Origin of the sequence: Streptomyces sp. NPDC057287, from assembly GCF_042667905.1 — a bacterium.
Taxonomy (GTDB): domain Bacteria; phylum Actinomycetota; class Actinomycetes; order Streptomycetales; family Streptomycetaceae; genus Streptomyces.
In genome coordinates this window covers 85,601-101,231 of sequence record NZ_JBHUYV010000018.1, presented here as the reverse complement: position 1 = coordinate 101,231, position 15,631 = coordinate 85,601, and the positions used below count along the sequence as shown (strand labels likewise).

The following is a 15,631-nucleotide window of genomic DNA, read 5'->3' as shown; positions in this document are numbered from 1 at the left end:
ACTCTCGCTCCGGCTCGACGCTGCCCGTCGCAGTAGCGCTCCCCGTTTCACGTGAAACGGGGAGCGCCTCGACGAAGCCCCAGGTCAGGCCAGGTCGAGGTCCGCCACGGAGTAGACGTGAACGTAGGGCAGACCGGCTTCGGCGATCGCCGGAGCGGCACCACGCTCCACGATCACGGCGACGGCCACGACCTCTCCGCCGGCCTCGCGCACCGCTTCGACCGCGGTGAGCGGCGAGCCACCGGTCGTCGAGGTGTCCTCGACGACGAGACAGCGACGGCCCTTGACGTCCGTGCCCTCGATGCGGCGCTGCATCCCGTGCGCCTTCTGCGCCTTGCGGACGACGAACGCGTCCAGGCTCTTCCCGCGCGCCGCCGAACCGTGCAGCATCGAGGTGGCGACCGGGTCGGCGCCCAGCGTCAGACCGCCGACGCAGTCGTAGTCCAACTCGGCGGTGGCATCGAGCATCACTTGGCCGACCAGCGGCGCGGCCTTGCCGTCCAGCGTGATCCGGCGCAGGTCGATGTACCAGTCGGCTTCCAGACCCGAGGAGAGGGTCACTTTGCCGTGCACCACGGCCTTGTCCTTGATCTGCTGGAGCAGCTCAGCGCGTACGTCAGTCATGTCAACGAGGGTAAGGGCTGCCGCGGAGGGTCAGAGCCGGACCCAGCTCCAGGTCGTCGTGATCTCCAGGGGCTCGATCGGCGTCACCAGCCGGGGGGCCGTGTTCAGTCCGTTGGGCGGACCGGACTGCGGCTCCACGCAGACCGCCTCGGCCTGCTCGTCGTAGACCACCACCCATTCGTCCCGGCTCCTGACCGTCAGCTCCAGCTGACCGGGCCAGGTGAGCTTCACCTCGACACCCTCGGGCATCCCGAAGCAGTCGTCCCACGGGCCGGGCAGGGGGTCGATCCGGCGGCCGGTCGGCAGGTGGTTCTCGCCCCGCTCCTCCTGCCAGGCCGCGTCGAAGGCGATCCGCACGTCCTCGCCTCCGGGGTTCCGGAGGAACCAGGGGTGCCACCCGGCCTGCGCCGGGAACGAGTCCCCGTAGGTCTCGATGCCGAGGCTCAGGGTCAGCGACTCCTCGGTCAGCTCGAAGGACTGCGTCACCCGGCCCTCGTACGGCCACGGGTCGGCCAGATCGTAGAAGAAGGCCGCTTCCGCGTCGCTCTGCCGGGCGAGCTGCCAGGAGGTGTCGCGGCCGGTGCCGTGGATGGCGTGCGGCGGGGAGTTCAGCGGCATCTGATGCGGCTCGCCGCCATTGCGGAACAGGCCGTTCTCGGTTCGGCCGCACCACGGCACCATCGGGAAACAGCCGTACCGCTCGCCTTGGCGCAGCAGTTCGGTGCCCCCGATCCGCAGGCTGCCGATCCGACAGCCGTTCACGGGGTCAACGGTCAATTCGACGTCGCCGGCGGTCAGCCGGGCGTTCTTCACAACTCTGCTCACCCCCCGACACTACTGGCGCGGGGGGCCTCGCTACGGCCTTCTGCGTCGGAGCGCCCGGCCCACCACCACGGCCGAGGCGATCGCCAGAGCGGCCGCCGGGGCCGCCCAGCGCAGCGTGATGCCCGCGGCACCAGCCTCGGGGGACGGCACAGGGGCGTACCGGCCGCGCGGCGGGGCGTGGTCCACCTCCTCCGTGCTGCGGCCGATCATGGTGCGGCGCGCGTGCGCGGCCTCGGCGGGCGGCTCGTCCGGCACGATGAACTCCAGCTCCGCGGACGGGTCGAGCGCCGGCGGCGGAACGGGCGCGTCGAACACCGAGTCCTTGTCCGCGGAGGGCGGCCCGGAGGGCGACTGCGGCCCGGAAGGCGACTGCGGTACGGGCGGCGGCTCCGTGGCGGGCGCGTCGGCCTCCGGCGCCCCGGCCTCCGGGCCCTCACCCTCCGAGGCCCCAGCCTCAGGGCCCTCGACTTCCGCTGCCTCATTCTCCGGCGTCCCGGCCTCCTCGGCGGACGCGCCGGGAGGCGTCGCCAGGGACTCCGTCACCAGCTGCTGTGTGAAGCGGTCCAGCAGCCGCTGCGCCGCTGCGAGCGCCGCCGGCTCGTCCAGGTCCACGATCCTTCCGTCACCGCTCGCCGTGCCGGTGTATCCGATCGTCGTCCCCCCGTCCGTCTCCGTGAGACGGACGGTCAGGGCCAGCTTCGCCGAACCCGCGCCCCGCGCCTCCACGCCCTCCCCCGACACCGAGAAGGAGTCACCCCCGGCGGAGGGCCGCAGCGTCAGCGCTCCGCGGTACGTGATCGTGTGGCCGCCGGCCCGGAATCTCAGCCGGCCTGCCAGCGGGCCCGCCGACGCGTCGGCATCCTGCTGGAGTCCCGGCACGCAGCGCGCGACACGGGCGGGGTCCCCCAGCGTCCTCCGCAGGGCCGGGACCGGAACCGGAACGAACACCTCATGCTCCATACCGACCGAGCCTACTCAGCCCCGGCCGTCCCGTCAGCGCTTCCACTCCCCGTACACCGTGCGGAACGCACCGGCCGGGCGTGGTCACCGTTCCTCCTGGTACCTGGGGTGGACCAGCGTCGACGGCTGAACCCCGTGGAGCCGGACCCGCTCCACCGAACGCAGGCCGGCCAGCAGCTGCCGCTCCCCCAGCGTCCGCAGGACCGGAGCCCCCGGGGCGATCCCGGGCCGGCCCACCGCGTCCCGCGCGGCCAGCACGAATCCCCAGTCCCTGGGCGCCTCGGCCCCGCCCGTGGCCCGGTCCGGGCCCGCCGCGAAACCGGTGAGGCGCCCGTCGACGCGATAGGGCCGGGTCGTCAGGCCGCCCGCCCGCACCGAGGCGTCGACCGTCCAGAACGTCGCCGGTCTGCTGCTCGGCGGCCCCGCGTGCACGACCAGGCGGCCCCCCGGCTCCAGCGCCCCGGCCACCAGCCCGTAGAACTCGGCCGCGTAGAGCTTCGTGCTGGCCGTGATCCCCGGATCGGGGAGGTCCGAGATCACCACGTCGTAGCGGTCACGGGCGTCCCGCAGCCAGGTGAAGGCGTCCCCGGAGACCGCCGTCAGCCGGGGGTCCCCGTACGCGTGCCCGTTCAGCGCGGAGAGCGCCGGGTCCGTGCGGGCCAGCCGGGTGACGGCGGGGTCGATCTCGACCACCACGACCGACTCCACGTCCGGATAGCGCAGCACCTCACGGGCCGCCAGCCCGTCACCCCCGCCCAGGACCAGCACCCGCCGGTGGATCCCGTTCATCGCCGGGTGCACGAGCGCCTCGTGGTAGCGGTGCTCGTCGCGGGAGCTGACCCGGAGCCGGCCGTCCAGATAGAGGTCGAGCGAGCCCCGCCGCGCACCCGTGAGGACGATCTCCTGCACCCCGGTCTGCACCGCGACCCGCACCTCGTCGCCGTACACCGCGCGCCGCGCCGCCCGCTCGAAGTCGTCGACCAGGACGGATGCGGTGGCCAGCAGGGCGATCACCGCGGCGTTGACGAGGATCAGCAACCAGCGCGACCGGGGCCCCAGATCGCGCCGGAACACCCACAGCACCAGGGCCCCGCCCGCCGCCGCGTTGACCGCGCCGGTGAACAGCGCCCCGGTCAGCTGGCCCATCATCGGCAGCAGCAGGAACGGGAAGGCGAGCCCGCCGACCAGCGCGCCCACGTAGTCGGCGGCGAAGAGGTCCGCCACCGCCCCGCCCGCGTCCTGCCGGTCGACCCGCTGGATCAGTGTCATCAGCAGCGGGATCTCCGCGCCGATCAGGATCCCGATCGCGAGCGAGAAGCCGACCAGCGCGTAGCGCGACTCCCCGAGCCAGGCGAAGGAGGCGTACAGGGTGAGCGCCGACGTGCCGCCGACCAGCGCCAGCGCGGCTTCGATCAGCCCGAACCCCACGGCGGCGCGGTTGCGTAAACGTTTCGCGAGCAACGACCCGATGCCCATCGCGAACACCATCACGGACAGCACGACCGAGGCCTGGGTGACCGAGTCACCGATCAGGTACGAGGCGAGCGCGACCAGCTCCAGCTCGTACACCAGGCCGCACGCGGCACAGATGAAGACCGCGGCGAGTACGAGGAGGCGGCCGGTCCCGGGCCGTACGGGAAGCCGCGCCGCGCCCCCTCGCAGCGGCATCTGCTGGTCGATCATGAAGCGAACGCTACGTGACGAGAAGGTCGCCGCTTGTCACCCACAAGGGTGTAAGTGAGGTGCGCCGGAAGCGCGCCCCACCGGCCACCCACCACCTCGCGCGAAGCGGGCGCACCCCTCTCATCTCACGCCGTCGGCACCGGGACCCGTACGGCCACCCTCGTCCGGGTCACCACCAGCTGCCCCTCCTGCGGATACGCGTGCCAGGTCCGCCAGCGCACCTGCCCCTCCGTCCGCTGGGCGAGCATCGCGGTGAAGGCGTAGGGGCTGCCGGGGAACGTCCCCGCCAGACCGTGCGGATGGTCGGTCACCAGCGCGAGCAGCTCCTGCGCGCGCCCCGCGAACGACCCCTCGGAGAGCGTCTCGACGCGCGCCGCGAACTCGTAGTCCCAGTCGCCCAGGCTCTCGGCGACCCCCAGCGGCAGCGGCGTGCTGCTGCCCGGCAGACAGGCGACGGTCTCGGAGCACGTACGGCGCTCCTCCTCCAGCAGGACCTGGTGAGAGGCACCGAGCAGCCGCAACTGCACCTTGGCGCTTGCCAGTTCGAGGTCGAGTACGGCGAGGGCGGGCAACGGCTCCAGCCCGAGCGTCCATGCGAGATCGGCGGCTCGGGTATCGGAATAGGCGGTCTGGAGGGTCGTGAGCATGGATCGGCTCCGCAAAGCACACAGGGACACACGGACAGGAGGTACCCCCGGGCGGCGCACCGTGGGGGAGGGGAGCCCGATCCGGCCCAACTCGGGCCCGGGGGCTGAATGTTCTCTACATCGATGCAATCACGAAGTACGTCGCGCTCACAGCGTTTTTACCCAACTTGCCGTGGTTTCCATCCCTCAGGGGGCAGCACGGTTCACCTGTTCCCCGCACTCCCAACCAAAAGATGTCCGGCGGGAGTTCACTCCTGCCGGACATCTCAGGGCACCCGCCCCGCCCCCCGTACGGGACGGACCGACCCGGCTCAGTCGCCGCCGCCCCCGCCGCAGCCGCCGCCACCTCCGCAGGAGTGCCCACCGGAGTGCCCACCGCTGCCGCACGAGTGGCCGCCGCTGTCCCCGGACCACCAGCTGCCCCCGTCGGAGCCGCCTCCTCCGCCACTGTCGGAGCCACGGCGTCCCTTACGCCCGGATCGGCCCGCCAACGGCTTCTTCCGGCCACTCGATCCATTGACGAGGGCGGCGATCCCCGCCACCACGATCACCAGGAAAACGATGAAGACGGTCAACTCCATCGACCTCACATCCTTCTCTCCCCCGAAGCGAGGTCCCCGCTTCTGACTGACCGGTGGATTCCCACGCCGCGCCGGGCCCAAAGCAGACTTGAGCAACTCCAGAGCTTCGGCACAGGATGGCGTACATGACACAGGGACGACCGCTGCTCAACCGCCGCCTCACGGAGTTCGGCACGACGATCTTCGCGGAGATGTCGGCGCTGGCCGTACGGACCGGATCGATCAATCTCGGCCAGGGCTTCCCCGACACCGACGGCCCCGAGGAGATCCTCGAGGCCGCCGCCCGGGCGCTGCTCTCCGGCAAGGGCAACCAGTACCCACCGGGCCCCGGCATCCCCGAGCTGCGCTCCGCGATCGCCGACCACCAGCGGCGGCGCTACGGGCTGGAGTACGACCCCGATGCCGAGGTCCTGGTCACCACCGGCGCCACCGAGGCGGTGGCCGCCTCCCTGCTGGCCCTCCTGGAGCCCGGCGACGAGGTCGTCGCCCTGGAGCCGTACTACGACTCGTACGCCGCCTGCATCGCCATGGCGGGCGGCACCCGCGTCCCCGTCACGCTCCAGCCCCACGAGGGTGCCTACCGCCTCGATCTCGACGAACTGCGCGCCGCCGTCACGCCCCGCACCCGGCTGATCCTGCTCAACACCCCTCACAACCCGACCGGCACCGTGCTCACCCGGGAGGAGCTGGCCGCCGTCGCCGCTCTCGCGTGCGAGCGCGATCTCCTGGTCGTGACCGACGAGGTCTACGAGCACCTCGTCTTCGAGGGCGAGCACATCCCCCTCGCGTCCTTCCCCGGAATGCGGGAGCGCACGGTCACCATCAGCAGCGCGGGCAAGACGTTCTCGCTGACGGGCTGGAAGATCGGCTGGATCACGGCGAGCCCGGAGCTGGTCACCGCGGTCCGCTCCGCCAAGCAGTTCCTGACGTACGTCTCCGGCGGTCCCCTCCAGTACGCCGTCGCCGAGGCCCTGCGCCTGCCCGACAGCTACTTCGACGGACTGCGCGCGGACCTGCGCGCCAAACGCGACCTGCTGGGCGCGGGCCTCACCGAGGCCGGCTTCGACGTCTACGAGCCCGCCGGGACGTACTTCATCACCACCGACATCCGCCCGCTCGGCGCCGGGAGCGACGGCCTCGCCTTCTGCCGGGCCCTCCCGGAGCGCTGCGGGGTCGTCGCCGTCCCGAACGCGGTCTTCTACGACCACCGCGAGCAGGGCGCGCCCTTCGTCCGCTTCGCGTTCTGCAAGCGCACCGATGTGCTCACCGAGGCGGTCACCCGGCTGAAGGGGCTCCGGGCGTCCTGACGGACCTGCGGGAGGCCCGGGCGTCCTGACACATGCGAGAGGCCCGGGCCGGTGCATCGGCCGCACAGGCCACGCACCGGACCGGGCCTCCCGGCGTCCGTTCGCCGGATCAGGCCTCCGGGGCCTGCTCCGTGGCGGAGTCGCCCTCGTCCGGCTTCTCCTCGGGCGCCAGGCCCAGGCGGTCCACGAGCCACTTGTCGAACTCGATCGAGGCCCGCACCCAGCTGACCGTCGAGGAGACGAAGTGCTCCAGGCTGACGCCGGTACCGATGAGCATCTGGGCCTCACCGACCAGGCGCACGGAGGACGCGGCGCCCTCCTCGCCCTCGTGGGCGTGCGTGTAGACCTTGGGCCACAGGGTGCGGCGGTTCCAGTCGTCGATCGCGTCGAGCAGGACGGCGCGCTGGTCCAGGTCGTGGGGGCGGTCGTAGAAGGTCCGGACCGAGAAGACCTGCTGCTCCTCCTCGCCGCGGAACATGAAGTACGTCCGGAAGTCTTCCCACGGCGCGGCGAGGTCGCCCTCGTCGTCGACGACGAACTTCAGCTCCATCTGCTCGAGAAGCTGCTTGACGAGGTCCTGGTCGGGGACCACGGGGCCCTCGGGTCCTGACGCCTGCGGTTCGGGCTGGCCCCCGAAGTTGGGGATCGAGGACGGGTCGATAGACATCGCTGGGTACTCCTGTGGATCGCACGTGGTTTCCTGGCTCCGACCCTAGCCGCGATCGCGGCCGGTAGTCCTACGCGCTCAGGGGAATCGTCCCGGCGCCCGTCTGCCGGGCGCGCGCCCAGGAAACCGCGACCGCGACCGCGCAGAGCGTTCCGACGAGCCCCGCCCCGCCGATGGTCCTGGCCGAGGAGCCGGACAGCTCCGCGGCCAGGCCGCCCGCCGCCACACCGATCCCCTGCATCGCGGTCAGCCCCGACCTGGCCAGCCCCAGCGCCTGGCCGCGCTGGTCGGCGGGGGTGAGCATGACGAAGGTCGCCCCCGCGGTGATCTGGTACGCGGAGCAGACGCCCGACACCATCAGCACCAGCAGGGCCACTCCCACGCCCGGGCCCGCCCAGTAGACGACCAGCGGAAGGTTCGCGCCCACCGCCAGCGGCCCGAGCAGCCGGCGGCGCCGCTCGACGTCGAAGCCGGCGCGGCCGAGGAAGGCAGCGCCGAGGACCATTCCGGCGGGGTGCGCGGCCAGCAGGAGCCCCACCGACGCGGCGCTCCCCCCGGCCTCCTCCGCGAAGGGCGCCGCGAGGCCCTCGGGGAGCACGATGAAGCCGGCCAGCCAGCCGAGCGCCACGAGCGAGCGCAGCCGGGGGTCCGACCAGATCAGGGCTGCCGCACCGGCCACCTGGGTGTGCACCCGCTTCGGGCGCGCGTCGGCGCCCTTGTCCACGGGACGGGCCTTCACACCCAGCCGGATCAGGGCGGCGGAGATCAGGAAGGTCAGCGCGTTCAGCCCGAGCGAGACATGGCTTCCGAGCCACACGACGAGCACTCCGCCGGCGGCGAAGCCGAGCAGCTGTCCGGACTGGTGGGTGATCATCATGACCCGCTGCCCGCGCTCGTACAGGCGCTCGCCCAGGACGGCGGGCATCAGGGCGCCCTGCGACGCCCCGAACGGCGCCTCGGCGAGCTGGGCCAGGACCAGCAGCCCGGCCAGCAGCGGCAGCGGGGTCCCGGGCAGCGCCATCAGCCCGACGAGGACGGCGCGCACCAGGTCGCAGCCGATCATGACCGTACGCCGGGGGAAGCGGTCGGCGAGGCCGGAGAGGAGGACACCGGACAGGAGGGCGGGCAGACTCGTGAGGGCGTAGGTCGCCGCGGTCCAGCCGGCCGACTCGGTGCGTTCGAAGACCAGGAGCGACAGCGCCACCCGTGCCAGCTGGTCGCCCAGCACCGACTGAGCGAAAGCAGCCCACAAAGTTCTGAATTCGCTGAGGCGAATCAGACTGTCACTTCTGCCATCCTTCGGCTCCGCACTCGTCCCGCCAGGTATCCGCTCCGTCATGCGCGTACCTTACCGGCTCCCGAATTCGGCGAGGCCTCTCCCGTCCGTAAAGGAAAGGGGCCCGGAGTGTCCTGATATTACGCGGATCACGATCACGCACACGTTCGCCATTCCCTCTTCCTTCGAGGGTGACGATATGTATCGCCCGGGTACAAAAACAGCGGCCCGGAAGGTAACGCATCCGCCAATCAGCCACGTCATGGGCAATTTCGGCTCAATTTCGTGGGCACTCCCCCCGCTGATGCATGCCAGATGCACACATCAATGCACGAGGGCCACACACAGCTGTCCCCGGCCGGGGCGCGGGGCCTCGGCCGGGGACAGGGGGGCGCTCTACAGGGTCTTGCCGCCCGCCGTCGCGGTCCCCACGATCAGCCCGTCGCCGGACCGGTCCACCCGGACCGTGTCGCCGTCCTTGACCTCGCCCGCGAGGATCTCCTTCGCGAGCCGGTCACCGATCGCCGTCTGGATGAGCCGGCGCAGCGGCCGGGCGCCGTAGGCCGGGTCGTTACCCTCCTCGGCGAGCCAGGCCAGGGCCTCGGGGGTGACGTCGAGCCCGATCCGGCGGTCGGCGAGCCGGCCGGCGAGCCGGGCCACCTGGAGCCCCGCGATGTGGGCGAGCTCGTCGCCGGACAGCGCCGAGAAGACGACCAGGTCGTCCAGCCGGTTGAGGAACTCCGGCTTGAACGAGGCCCGCACGACCTCCAGTACCCGCTCCTTCTTCACCTCGGGGCCGGTCAGCGGATCGACCAGGTACTGGCTCCCCAGGTTCGACGTCAGGATCAGGATGGTGTTGCGGAAGTCCACCGTCCTGCCCTGCCCGTCGGTGAGCCGGCCGTCGTCCAGCACCTGGAGCAGGATGTCGAAGACCTCGGGGTGCGCCTTCTCGACCTCGTCCAGCAGGACCACGCTGTAGGGGCGCCGACGGACCGCCTCGGTGAGCTGCCCGCCCTCCTCGTAGCCGACGTAGCCGGGAGGGGCGCCGACGAGCCGGGCGACGCTGTGCTTCTCGCTGTACTCGCTCATGTCGATGCGGATCATGGCCCGCTCGTCGTCGAACAGGAAGTCCGCGAGCGCCTTCGCCAGCTCCGTCTTGCCGACCCCGGTCGGGCCGAGGAAGAGGAACGAGCCGGTGGGGCGGTCGGGGTCGGCGATGCCGGCCCGGGTGCGGCGCACGGCGTCCGACACGGACCGGACGGCCTCGCCCTGGCCGATCAGCCGCCTGCCCAGCTCGGACTCCATCCGCAGCAGCTTCTGGGTCTCGCCCTCCAGGAGGCGTCCGGCCGGGATGCCGGTCCACGCGCCGACGACATCGGCGATGTCGTCCGGACCGACCTCCTCCTTGACCATGGTGTCCTTGGTGTCCTTGGCCGCCTCCTGCTCGGCCTCGTCCGCCTCGGCCAGCTCGCGCTCCAGGCCGGGGATCTCCCCGTAGAGCAGCTTGGACGCGGTGTCGAAGTCGCCGTCACGCTGGGCGCGCTCGGCCTGGCCGCGCAGCTCGTCGAGGCGTTCCTTGAGCTCACCGACGCGGTTCAGGCCCTGCTTCTCCTTCTCCCAGCGGGCGGTGAGGCCGCGCAGCTCCTCCTCCTTGTCGGCGAGGTCGCGGCGGATCTTCTCCAGGCGCTGCTTGGAGCCCTCGTCGCTCTCGTTCTTGAGCGCCAGCTCCTCCATGAGGAGGCGGTCGACGGACCGCTGGAGCTCGTCGATCTCCAGCGGCGAGGAGTCGATCTCCATACGGAGCCGGGAGGCCGCCTCGTCGACGAGGTCGATGGCCTTGTCGGGGAGGAAGCGGGAGGTGATGTAGCGGTCGGACAGGGTCGCGGCGGCCACCAGCGAGGAGTCGGCGATCCGGACCTTGTGGTGGGCCTCGTAGCGGCCCTTGAGGCCACGCAGGATCGCGATGGTGTCCTCGACGGACGGCTCGGCGACCAGGACCTGCTGGAAGCGGCGCTCCAGGGCGGGGTCCTTCTCGATCCGTTCGCGGTACTCGTCCAGTGTGGTGGCGCCGACCATGCGGAGCTCACCGCGGGCGAGCATCGGCTTGAGCATGTTGCCGGCGTCCATCGCGGAGTCGCCGCCGGCGCCCGCGCCGACGACGGTGTGCAGCTCGTCGATGAAGGTGATGATCTGGCCGTCGCTCTCCTTGATCTCGGAGAGGACGGTCTTGAGGCGTTCCTCGAACTCGCCGCGGTACTTGGCGCCGGCGACCATCGCGCCGAGGTCCAGGGAGACGAGCCGCTTGTTGCGCAGGGACTCCGGGACGTCGCCCTTGACGATGCGCTGGGCCAGCCCCTCGACGACGGCCGTCTTGCCGACACCGGGCTCGCCGATGAGCACGGGGTTGTTCTTCGTACGGCGCGACAGCACCTGCACGACGCGGCGGATCTCCTGGTCACGGCCGATGACCGGGTCCAGCTTGCCCTCGCGCGCGGCGGCCGTGAAGTCGGTGCCGAACTTCTCCAGCGCCTTGTACTGCCCTTCGGGGTCGGGAGTGGTCACCCGGCGCCCTCCCCTGCTCTTCTCGAATGCGTCCAGCAGCTTCTTCGCGCCGGCTCCCTGCCCGTCGAGGATCTCACCGGCACGGCCGCCCTTCGCCGCGACGGCGATCAGCAGGTGCTCGGTGGAGAGGTAGTCGTCGCCGAGCTCCTTCGCACGCTGATCCGCGTCCGCGAGGACGGCGAGCAGCTCGCGGCTGGGCTGGGGCGGCGCGACGGTCGACCCGGTGACGCTGGGCAGCGCCCCGAGGAGCCGCTCGGTCTCCTCACGCACGGCCACCTGGTCGGCCTCCACGGAGGCCAGCAGGTCGGTGATGTTGGCGTTGTCCTCGCCCGCGAGCAGCGCAAGCAGCAGATGCCCGGGGGTCAGATCGGGGTGGCCGCCCTCGACGGCCCTGCTGGTCGCCGCATTGAGGGCGTCCCGGCTCTTGTTGGTCAGCTCGGCGTCCACGGGCGCTGTCTCCTCCTCGTACTGGTACTTCACGGAACCATGACTCGAACAACGGGTACAAAGTTGAGTCTATTCCACTCAAGGCTGGCCGGAGGGCTCGCCGGGCCGCCGGTCCCTCCCCTGTCTAGGCTGACGCCATGCCTGACGTACGCAACCCCGGCCCCGAGTACCTCGCCTTCTGGCGGGAGCGCCACGTGTGCACCCTGACCACGCTCCGCCCGGACGGCACGCCGCACGTGGTGCCCGTGGGCGTGACGTACGACCCGGAGACACGGCTCGCCCGCGTCATCACGGGCAGGAACACCCGGAAGGCGGCTCACGTCCTGGCGGCGGGCCCGGAGGGGGCACGGGTCGCGGTCTGCCAGATGCAGGGGCGCCGCTGGGCCACCCTGGAGGGCCGGGCGGTCGTGCGCGCGGAGCCCGAGGAGGTCCAGGACGCGGTACGCCGCTACGCGGAACGCTACGAGCGCACCCCGCGGCACAATCCCGAGCGGATCGTCATCGAGATCGCCGTCGACAGGGCTCTCGGAAACGCCTGAGGAATTCGGAAGAACTCCGGGCAGCACAACGGCGCCATCGTGTTCAGGTCACGATGGCGCCGTTGTGTGGGGGAAGTGCCGGAACGATTTGTAACGACGGGGGAATCGTTCAGGCACTGCGGGGGGTGGCGGAAATGGCTTCTTGTTCGAACAGCTCATGGTCACGCTGATCGAGATTCACGAAAATCATGCCGTACCTCACGGCGCAGCGAACAGGTTGCGGCGCACCGCGGGGCCGGCGGAGGCAGCGATAGGCGCGGATGTCGTCATCCGTTTCCATCACGACGACGATCGGCTCCCCGAACAGGGTGACCATCAACGAATCGCCCTGGCGGGTGAGTGCCGTGAGCAGATCGATGAAATGCCACCCTGAGCGATATGCCGTGGCCATCTCCCGCCGGAAGGTGCGGTCGTCCGGTGGGGTGGTCATGCCACTGCGCCGGTCGGGGCGGCCCATCCGATGTCGGACGGGGAAGACCAGCCGATGTCACCCTGGCCGCTCGCGGGAGCGACCCAGCCGATGTCGGACGGAGAAGACCAGCCGATGTCACCCTGGCCGCTCGCGGGAGCGACCCAGCCGATGTCGGACGGCGCGGCGGCCTGCACGTTCCAGCCGATGTCACCCGGCGTAGCAGCCGCCTCGCTGCTCCAGCCGATGTCGCCTGCGCCCGACAGCCCGAAACCCATGGCCGCGACGAACGTGGCGGCAAGCGCCGAGCGAAGCATTCGCTTGTACATAGTCGGCTTCGTCCTCACTTGTGGATTCTTCTCCCCCGCACTGAAGACGATGTCTCACCTGGGCACTCGAACACCACTGCGTCGATGCATCATGTTCCTGCAAGTTCAGGAAGCTGGGGGGTGGAGATATGGGCGTAAGAGACACAAAACCGACACATCCTCACGGGATTGCCGACCTATGTGAGGACGGAGCACGCCTTTACGCCATCGCGCTGCGCACCGGACGCATCGCCCGCGCCGAAGTGGCGACGGCGCCCTGCCTGATCGAGTTCGCACTGCTGCACCCCGACCCCGACGCCGCGGACTGGCTCCGCCCCGTCGCGCCGTCGGCAGCACTGGCACAACACCTTCATCCCATAGAACGCGAGATACAGGAACGCCGCAGGCACTCCCTCGCACTGGCCGAGTGTTTCGAGCCCTTCATGGACATCAGCGCACAGGGGCCGTCGGCCAACCACGCGATCACCGTGCTGGAGGGTGTCAACCGGATCAACGCCTCCCTCGACCTCGCGACCGCGGAGTGCCGCTCCGAAGTCCTCACCGTCCAGCCGGGGGGCGGGAGGCCCGAGGACATCCTCAGCAGGTCCCTGGAGCGCGGTCTGTCCGTCGTGGACCGGGGCATCAGGATCCGCACCCTGTACCAGCACACGGCGCGCCACAGCCAGAGCACGCTGGCCTACGCCGAACGCATGGCCGGGGACCACGTGGAGATACGCACACTCGAAGAGCTCATCGAACGCCTGATCGTCTTCGACCGCACCGTCGCCTTCATCCCCGCGCAGGACGACCGCATGGTCGCCCTGGAGCTCCGCCACCCCGGCCTGGTCGAGTATCTGGCCAAGGTCTTCGAGCAGCTCTGGACCAGGGCCGCCCCGCTGCTCGAGGAGATCAAGTACGAGCCGACTCCCGAGGGGATCAGCGGTGTCCAGCGTTCCATCGCCCAACTCCTCGTCGAGGGCCACGTGGACGACTCCATCGCCCGCCGCCTCGGCATGAACGTCCGCACCTGCCGGGCCCATGTCGCCAAGCTGTCGGCCACCCTGGGCAGCACCAGCCGGGCCCAACTCGGTTATCTGATCGCACGTTCAGGAATCCTGGACCAGGACTCCTGAACGTGCGGGGCCCGAAGGCACCCCCGCCCCAGGGCCGGAGGACGTGCCCACGCAAGGGGAGAGCGCGGCCACGCCCGACCGTGCCGGGCGAGTCCCCGTCCCCCGGCTCCCCCACACTCTCCCGCGAGCGCCGCTTCTGCCACCGTCATCTTTCTGCAACGCACAAAGTGAGGGGTCGTCAAATGAACGCCGATGAGGCAAAACCGGTGCATTCGCACGGCCCCCGGGAGCTCTGCGCCCCCGCGGTCGAGCTGTACGAGGAAGCGCTCCGCGTCGGCCGCGTCCCGCGCACCGCCCTGACGTCGGCACCGTGCCTGATCGAGATGGCCCTCGTGCACCCGGACACGGGCGACGACACGTGGATGCGCCCCGTCCCGCCGTCCGCCGCACTGGCCCACCTCCTGCAGCCCATCACCCGCGAGATCGACGAGCGGATACAGCTGAGCACCGCCCTGAGCCGGGTGCTGACCCCCCTGACGTCCGTCGCGGACGAGGACCCCAATCTCGCCATCACCGTGCTGGACGGGAAACCGCGGATCGCGTCCGCGCTCCAGGAGGCCGCCCGCCACGCGCGCGAGGAGGTGCTGACCGCGCAGCCCGGGGGCAACCGCCTGGAACACAACATGCGGCAGGGACTGGAGAACGCCCGCTCGGCCATCGCGGGAGGAGCCCGCCTCCGGCACATCTACCAGCACCCCGCGCGGTACAACACCCGCGTCAAGGACTACGTGGCGCAGGTGCCCTCCGACCTGCTCCAGATCCGCACGGTGGAACAGTCCGTCGAACGGCTCATCATCTTCGACCGCGCCCTCGCCTACATACCGGCCACACCCGAGCACAACGTGGCCCTGGAGATCCGCCACCCCGCCCTCGTCCGCTACCTCGTGCAGGTCTACGAGGTCCTCTGGGCGCAGGCCGTGCCGTTCACCCGGCACCTCCCGGCGTCCGCCCCCGGCATCCAGGTCACCGCCGTCCAGCAGAGCATCGCCCGGCTGCTCAGCGAGGGGCACGTCGACGACGTGGTGGCCCGCAAGCTGGGCATCAGCGTCCGCACCTGCCGCTCCCACATCGCCCGGCTCATGCAGGCCCTCGGGGCCACCAGCCGCACCCACCTCGGGGTCCTCATCGTGCGGTCGGGCGTCGTGGACGCCCCCGGCACGCGGACAGGGCCCGCCACCGAGTCGTGAGACTCCGGGCGGGCCCTGTCCTGCCTGCTCAGTCCTTCGGCCGCTTCGGCCGCCAGACCACCAGCGCGCTGGTCTGCTGCACGTCCTGGTACGGCACCAGATCGCGCCGGTAGGAGGCGTGCACCTGGGCCTCGCGCTGCTGCATGGCCACGGCCGCGCCGTCCACCGCCGCCGAGAGCTCGGCGACGCGCTGCTGGAGCGCGGCGACCTGGTTCTCCAGCTCGATGATGCGCTTGATGCCGGCGAGGTTGATTCCCTCGTCCTGCGACAACTGCTGCACGGTGCGCAGCAGTTCGATGTCACGCGCCGAGTAGCGCCGGCCGCGCCCGGCGGTACGGTCGGGCGAGACCAGGCCGAGGCGGTCGTACTGGCGCAGTGTCTGCGGGTGCAGGCCCGAGAGCTGAGCCGCGATCGAGATCACGTAGACCGGTGATTCGTCGGTCAGCTGGTACGGATTGCGTCGACGGCCGTCCATC

General features: G+C 70.9%; 16 protein-coding genes. 4 read left to right on the top strand and 12 right to left on the bottom strand.

Annotated features, from left to right (window positions below):
* Positions 1–84: 84 nt before the first annotated feature.
* The 6 genes from pyrE to ACFUNE_RS29490 all read right to left on the bottom strand — a co-directional run bounded on the left by pyrE (position 85) and on the right by ACFUNE_RS29490 (position 5,320).
* Positions 85–624 carry an orotate phosphoribosyltransferase gene (pyrE, locus tag ACFUNE_RS29515; protein ID WP_383574311.1) on the bottom strand — a complete coding sequence of 180 codons (540 nt, stop codon included), beginning with the start codon at positions 622–624 and terminating at the stop codon, positions 85–87.
* A 30-nt stretch (positions 625–654) separates the two neighbouring features.
* Positions 655–1,449 carry an aldose 1-epimerase gene (locus ACFUNE_RS29510; RefSeq protein ID WP_383574309.1) on the bottom strand — a complete coding sequence of 265 codons (795 nt, stop codon included), beginning with the start codon at positions 1,447–1,449 and terminating at the stop codon, positions 655–657.
* 30 nt (positions 1,450–1,479) lie between these two features.
* Positions 1,480–2,409: an SRPBCC domain-containing protein gene (locus ACFUNE_RS29505; protein ID WP_383574307.1), complete on the bottom strand. Its 930-nt coding sequence runs from the start codon at positions 2,407–2,409 to the stop codon at positions 1,480–1,482.
* 84 nt (positions 2,410–2,493) lie between these two features.
* Positions 2,494–4,092: a polyamine aminopropyltransferase gene (locus tag ACFUNE_RS29500; protein WP_383574305.1), complete on the bottom strand. Its 1,599-nt coding sequence runs from the start codon at positions 4,090–4,092 to the stop codon at positions 2,494–2,496.
* Between the two features lie 125 nt (positions 4,093–4,217).
* Positions 4,218–4,739, bottom strand: a complete 522-nt coding sequence (locus ACFUNE_RS29495) for a DUF2617 family protein (protein WP_383574303.1) — start codon at positions 4,737–4,739, stop codon at positions 4,218–4,220.
* A gap of 311 nt (positions 4,740–5,050) precedes the next feature.
* On the bottom strand, positions 5,051–5,320 hold the full coding sequence (locus ACFUNE_RS29490) for a hypothetical protein (protein WP_383574302.1): 270 nt from the start codon (positions 5,318–5,320) through the stop codon (positions 5,051–5,053).
* Between the two features lie 125 nt (positions 5,321–5,445).
* Here ACFUNE_RS29490 and ACFUNE_RS29485 point away from each other — a divergent pair, with 125 nt between their 5' ends.
* On the top strand, positions 5,446–6,627 hold the full coding sequence (locus ACFUNE_RS29485; protein ID WP_383574300.1) for a pyridoxal phosphate-dependent aminotransferase: 1,182 nt from the start codon (positions 5,446–5,448) through the stop codon (positions 6,625–6,627).
* Positions 6,628–6,736: 109 nt separating this feature from the next.
* Here the strand turns inward: ACFUNE_RS29485 and ACFUNE_RS29480 are convergent, their stop codons facing one another.
* The 3 genes from ACFUNE_RS29480 to clpB form a co-directional block, all read right to left on the bottom strand.
* Positions 6,737–7,294 carry a YbjN domain-containing protein gene (locus ACFUNE_RS29480; RefSeq protein WP_383574298.1) on the bottom strand — a complete coding sequence of 186 codons (558 nt, stop codon included), beginning with the start codon at positions 7,292–7,294 and terminating at the stop codon, positions 6,737–6,739.
* 70 nt (positions 7,295–7,364) lie between these two features.
* Positions 7,365–8,633, bottom strand: a complete 1,269-nt coding sequence (locus ACFUNE_RS29475; protein ID WP_383574296.1) for an MFS transporter — start codon at positions 8,631–8,633, stop codon at positions 7,365–7,367.
* Positions 8,634–8,966: 333 nt separating this feature from the next.
* Positions 8,967–11,579 (bottom strand): ATP-dependent chaperone ClpB, encoded by a 2,613-nt coding sequence (clpB, locus tag ACFUNE_RS29470; RefSeq protein WP_383574424.1) that lies wholly within the window; start codon positions 11,577–11,579, stop codon positions 8,967–8,969.
* Between the two features lie 137 nt (positions 11,580–11,716).
* On the opposite strand from clpB, the gene ACFUNE_RS29465 reads away from it, so the two are divergent.
* Positions 11,717–12,118, top strand: a complete 402-nt coding sequence (locus tag ACFUNE_RS29465) for a pyridoxamine 5'-phosphate oxidase family protein (protein ID WP_383574294.1) — start codon at positions 11,717–11,719, stop codon at positions 12,116–12,118.
* A 109-nt stretch (positions 12,119–12,227) separates the two neighbouring features.
* Here the strand turns inward: ACFUNE_RS29465 and ACFUNE_RS29460 are convergent, their stop codons facing one another.
* Together ACFUNE_RS29460 and ACFUNE_RS29455 are read right to left on the bottom strand one after the other, a co-directional pair.
* Complete coding sequence (locus tag ACFUNE_RS29460) at positions 12,228–12,548, bottom strand: (2Fe-2S)-binding protein (protein WP_033296620.1); 321 nt, start codon at positions 12,546–12,548, stop codon at positions 12,228–12,230.
* Positions 12,545–12,856: a 5'-nucleotidase gene (locus tag ACFUNE_RS29455; protein WP_383574292.1), complete on the bottom strand. Its 312-nt coding sequence runs from the start codon at positions 12,854–12,856 to the stop codon at positions 12,545–12,547. The genes ACFUNE_RS29460 and ACFUNE_RS29455 overlap by 4 nt, the downstream gene beginning before the upstream one ends.
* A gap of 128 nt (positions 12,857–12,984) precedes the next feature.
* Here ACFUNE_RS29455 and ACFUNE_RS29450 point away from each other — a divergent pair, with 128 nt between their 5' ends.
* The gene (locus ACFUNE_RS29450) at positions 12,985–13,968 is read left to right on the top strand and encodes a helix-turn-helix transcriptional regulator (RefSeq protein ID WP_383574290.1); all 984 of its coding nucleotides are present in this window, start codon (positions 12,985–12,987) and stop codon (positions 13,966–13,968) included.
* A 182-nt stretch (positions 13,969–14,150) separates the two neighbouring features.
* Positions 14,151–15,155 (top strand): LuxR C-terminal-related transcriptional regulator, encoded by a 1,005-nt coding sequence (locus tag ACFUNE_RS29445; protein ID WP_383574288.1) that lies wholly within the window; start codon positions 14,151–14,153, stop codon positions 15,153–15,155.
* Positions 15,156–15,183: 28 nt separating this feature from the next.
* Here ACFUNE_RS29445 and ACFUNE_RS29440 read toward each other — a convergent pair whose 3' ends face one another.
* Positions 15,184–15,630 carry a heat shock protein transcriptional repressor HspR gene (locus tag ACFUNE_RS29440; RefSeq protein WP_014155378.1) on the bottom strand — a complete coding sequence of 149 codons (447 nt, stop codon included), beginning with the start codon at positions 15,628–15,630 and terminating at the stop codon, positions 15,184–15,186.
* Between the last annotated feature and the right edge of the window lies 1 nt (position 15,631).

Coding starts and splice junctions, on each gene's coding strand:
- pyrE (WP_383574311.1), bottom strand. CDS start 624: ATGACTGACGTACGCGCTGAGCTGCTCCAGCAGATCAAGGACAAGGCC.
- ACFUNE_RS29505 (WP_383574307.1), bottom strand. CDS start 2,409: ATGGAGCATGAGGTGTTCGTTCCGGTTCCGGTCCCGGCCCTGCGGAGG.
- ACFUNE_RS29500 (WP_383574305.1), bottom strand. CDS start 4,092: ATGATCGACCAGCAGATGCCGCTGCGAGGGGGCGCGGCGCGGCTTCCC.
- ACFUNE_RS29495 (WP_383574303.1), bottom strand. CDS start 4,739: ATGCTCACGACCCTCCAGACCGCCTATTCCGATACCCGAGCCGCCGAT.
- ACFUNE_RS29490 (WP_383574302.1), bottom strand. CDS start 5,320: ATGGAGTTGACCGTCTTCATCGTTTTCCTGGTGATCGTGGTGGCGGGG.
- ACFUNE_RS29485 (WP_383574300.1), top strand. CDS start 5,446: ATGACACAGGGACGACCGCTGCTCAACCGCCGCCTCACGGAGTTCGGC.
- ACFUNE_RS29480 (WP_383574298.1), bottom strand. CDS start 7,294: ATGTCTATCGACCCGTCCTCGATCCCCAACTTCGGGGGCCAGCCCGAA.
- ACFUNE_RS29475 (WP_383574296.1), bottom strand. CDS start 8,633: ATGACGGAGCGGATACCTGGCGGGACGAGTGCGGAGCCGAAGGATGGC.
- ACFUNE_RS29465 (WP_383574294.1), top strand. CDS start 11,717: ATGCCTGACGTACGCAACCCCGGCCCCGAGTACCTCGCCTTCTGGCGG.
- ACFUNE_RS29460 (WP_033296620.1), bottom strand. CDS start 12,548: ATGACCACCCCACCGGACGACCGCACCTTCCGGCGGGAGATGGCCACG.
- ACFUNE_RS29455 (WP_383574292.1), bottom strand. CDS start 12,856: ATGTACAAGCGAATGCTTCGCTCGGCGCTTGCCGCCACGTTCGTCGCG.
- ACFUNE_RS29450 (WP_383574290.1), top strand. CDS start 12,985: ATGGGCGTAAGAGACACAAAACCGACACATCCTCACGGGATTGCCGAC.
- ACFUNE_RS29445 (WP_383574288.1), top strand. CDS start 14,151: ATGAACGCCGATGAGGCAAAACCGGTGCATTCGCACGGCCCCCGGGAG.
- ACFUNE_RS29440 (WP_014155378.1), bottom strand. CDS start 15,630: ATGGACGGCCGTCGACGCAATCCGTACCAGCTGACCGACGAATCACCG.